The organism is Cupriavidus sp. 01L46 (genome assembly GCF_056399905.1).
Map to the genome: position 1 here is coordinate 1 of NZ_JBFTSF010000459.1, position 3,518 is coordinate 3,518.

The following is a 3,518-nucleotide window of genomic DNA, read 5'->3' on the forward strand; positions in this document are numbered from 1 at the left end:
GTCTTGCTCATGCCGCTCTTGTCGCGGTGGCCGAGCCGCTCGAACGCGTTCTCCACCACCACCACCGAGCCATCCACCATCAAGCCGATGGCGATGGCCAGCCCCCCGAGCGACATCAGGTTGGCCGACAAGCCCACCTGGTTCATCACCATGAAGGTCATCAGCGGCGTCAGCACCAGCGTGGCCAGCACGATGACGGACGAGCGCACATCCCCCAGGAACAGGAACAGCACGATCACCACCAGCACCACGCCTTCGAGCAACACCTTGGTGACCGTCCACAGCGCGGAGTCCACCAGCTCGCTGCGGTCGTAGTACGGCACGATCTGCAGCTTGCCCGGCAGCATGCCGCGCTCGTTGATCTCGGCCACGCGGGCCTTGACGCGGCTCACCACTTCCTTGGCGTTGCCGCCGCGCATCATCATCACGATGCCGCCGACCGACTCGGTCTCGCCGTTCTTGACCAGCGCGCCCTGCCGTACTTCATGGCCGATGGTCACGTTGGCGACATCCCGCACATAGACCGGCGTGCCCGAGACCTCCTTGAGCACAATGCTGCCGATATCCTCCACGCCACGGGCCAGGCCCACGCCGCGGATCAGGTACTGCTCGGCATAGTGCGGCAGCACGCCGCCGCCGGAGTTGGCGTTGTTGCGCGCGAGCGACTGGTAGACCTGCTGCAGCGTGACCTGGTAATGCCGCATGCGGTCCGGGTTGACCAGCACCTGGTATTGCCGGACAAAGCCGCCCTGCGAGTTGATTTCCGCCACACCCGGGATCGAGCGCAACAGCGGGCGCACCACCCAGTCCTGCGCGATGCGGCGCTCGGAGAGTTCCTCGGTCGTGAGCGCGCGGTTGCCGTCATCGACGCGGTCCAGCGTGTACTGGTAGACCTCGCCCAGGCCGGTGGAGACCGGGCCGAGCACCGGCGTCACGCCCTCGGGCATGCGCCCGGCCACCTCGATCAGGCGCTCCATCACCAGTTGCCGCGCAAAGTAGACGTCCGTCGCATCGGTAAACACCAGCGTGATCAGCGACAGGCCCGCCTTGTTGAGCGAACGCATTTCTTCCAAGCCGGGCAGCCCGGTCATGGCCATTTCCACCGGCACCGTGACAAAGCGCTCCACTTCCTCCGGCGAGCGGCCGGTGGCTTCGGTGGCGATCTGCACCTGCACGTTGGTGACGTCGGGGAAGGCATCCACCGACAGTTTGGTTGCCGCGCGCAGGCCGAAGAAGAACAGCACCACCGCCAGCACGCAAACCACCAGCCGCTGTTTGATGGCGGCTTCCACAAGGGATTTCAGCATGATCGATTAACCCTGTTCCAGGCGCTTGCGCTCGTTGTCGAGGTGGAAGGCACCATCCACCACGATGCGGTCGCCCGCCTTCACCCCGCTTTGCACCACGCGCATGCCGTCGCTCTCGGCACCCAGCTTGACCTTGACCTGGCGGTACAGGCCGCCGGCCTGCTCCACGTAGACCAGTTCGTCGTTGCCGTCGCGCACGATGGCGGATTCCGGAATCACCAGTTGCTCGGACGGCACGCTGGCAATCAGCATGCTGGCCAGCATGGCCGGCTTCAGGCGCCCTTCGCGGTTATCCAGCTCGGTGCGGACCAGCACGGTACGCGTTTGCGGATTCACGGTGCGGCCCACGTAGATGAGCTTGCCGGTGATCTGCTTCTGGCCCGCGCCGTTGCCAAGGGACGGCACCTCGATGTCCACGCTCTGGCCCTCGGCCACCAGCGCGGCCTGCTGCTCGGGCACTTCCGCCACCACCCACACGCGCGACAGGTCGGCCACGGTGTAGAGCGCATCGGCCGGCTGCACCACCTGGCCTTGCGCGACGTTGCGCTCCACCACGGTGCCGCTGATGCTGGAAAACACCGGCGAGTAGGAATCGATGCTGCCGCTCTTGGCCAGTTGCGCCACCGCGGCGGCCGACATGCCCAGCACGCGCAGCTGGTCGCGATAGGCGCGCATCTCGGCCGAGGAAATGGCCAGCTCGCTCTCGCGGCGTTGCAGCTCGCCACGGCCGATCACGTCGGCGGCGAACAGCTGGCGCGCACGCTCGGCGTTGCGGGCCTGCAGCTCGGTCTGCGCCTCGGCCTTGAGGAAGGCCATCTGGGCCGCGCCCAGCTCGCTGCTATGCAGGCGGGCGAGCACCTGGCCCGCCTTGACCTCCTGGCCCAGGATGCCGAAGAGATCCGTCACGCGGCCGGTCACGCTGGCGCCGATGCGCGCCATGCGCTGCTCATCGAAATCAATGCGTCCGGACACGCGCAGCACTTCGCTGAACGGGCTGGCAGCCACCGCGGCCACCTTCAGGGTTTTCTGCAGCGTCTCTTCCGGCTTGACCACGCCGGGCGGCTGCTTAGGCGGCTCGGCGGCGGGAGCTGGTTCGTCGGAGCAGCCAGTCAGGGAAAACAGCAGGGCTGCGGTTGCCGTCAGGGAAAGTAGAAAATGGGGGCGCATGCTTATTTGGTTTCCGTAGATGCCGGGAGAGCCGCGGGTGCGGAAGGTGCTGAAGGTGCGGACGGGGCCGTGGGGGCCGTGGGTGCGGCGGTCTGCCCGGGCACGCTCGACAGCAGCTTCTCGATCTGGATGGTGGCTGCCTGCTGCTCGAACTGGGCGGCAATCAGGTCGCTGCGCGCGCCGCGCAGCACGCGCTGCGCATCGAGGTAGTCCAGGATGCCGCGCTCGCCGAAGCGATACGCCGACTCGRCCACCGCCAGCGCGGATTCGGCCTGGCGCACGATGCCGCCTTCCAGCGCGCTCACCTGCGACTGCGTGATCTCGTATTGGCGGTAAGCCGATTCCAGCTCCTGCGTGAGCTCGAACTCGCGGGCTTCCAGCGCGGTGCGGGCCTGGATCGCCTGCGCGGTCGCCTCGCCCACCGGCCCGCTGCGGCGGTCCCACAGCGGGATGGTGAGGACCAGGCCAACCTGCGAGACCGTGTTGTCCGGCTGGCGCTCGGCGCTGGCGCGCACCGCCAGTTCGGGCAGGCGCAGCGAGCGCTGGTAGTCCACGGCCAGGCTGGCGCGGTCCGCTTCCAGGCGGCGCTGGGTCAGCTCGGCGTTGGCGCCGGTCAAGGTGTCGCGCAGCATCGGCAGGGCCGGCAGCGCGGCGGGCTGGCTCAGGCTGCCGGACAGCGAATAGGCCGCCGGCATGGCGCCGCCCACTTGCTGGCGCAGCGCCGCCTTGGCCTGGTTGACGCGCAGCTGCGCGCTCTGCAGCGTCTTCTGCGCGCTCAGCAGCTCGGTCTCGGCCTTGATCAGCTCATAGCGCGGCGCTTCGCCCACCTCCACCCGCAGCCGGGCGCGGTCCTGGATCTGCCGCATCATGGCCAGGTCTTCCTTGGCCGCGGCCAGCTCCATCTCGCGCCGCAGCACATCGAAGTACGACGTCTTGACCCGCGCCGCCAGGTCCGCGCGGAACGCCTGGCGGCCGGCTTCGGTGGCCTCCAGGCTGCGTCCGGCGATTTCGGCGCGCAGCTTGCGCTGCTGCGGATAATCCAGC

The 3,518-nt window shown here is 68.2% G+C and carries 3 protein-coding genes; all 3 read right to left on the reverse strand.

The genetic code is table 11. The features are described 5' to 3' along the window. A partial coding sequence (locus AC1DS3_RS36760; protein ID WP_477129147.1) for an efflux RND transporter permease subunit occupies nt 1–1,307 on the reverse strand: 1,307 nt, incomplete at its 3' end. 6 nt (nt 1,308–1,313) lie between these two features. Next, nucleotides 1,314–2,474 carry an efflux RND transporter periplasmic adaptor subunit gene (locus tag AC1DS3_RS36765; protein ID WP_441634614.1) on the reverse strand — a complete coding sequence of 387 codons (1,161 nt, stop codon included), beginning with the start codon at nt 2,472–2,474 and terminating at the stop codon, nt 1,314–1,316. A gap of 2 nt (nt 2,475–2,476) precedes the next feature. Further along, nucleotides 2,477–3,518: TolC family protein (locus tag AC1DS3_RS36770; RefSeq protein WP_477129148.1), on the reverse strand; the 1,042-nt coding region annotated here is incomplete at its 5' end.

Bases quoted from the DNA above. Each gene is read 5' to 3' on its own strand.
- AC1DS3_RS36765 (WP_441634614.1), bottom strand. From the start codon at position 2,474: ATGCGCCCCCATTTTCTACTTTCCCTGACGGCAACCGCAGCCCTGCTG.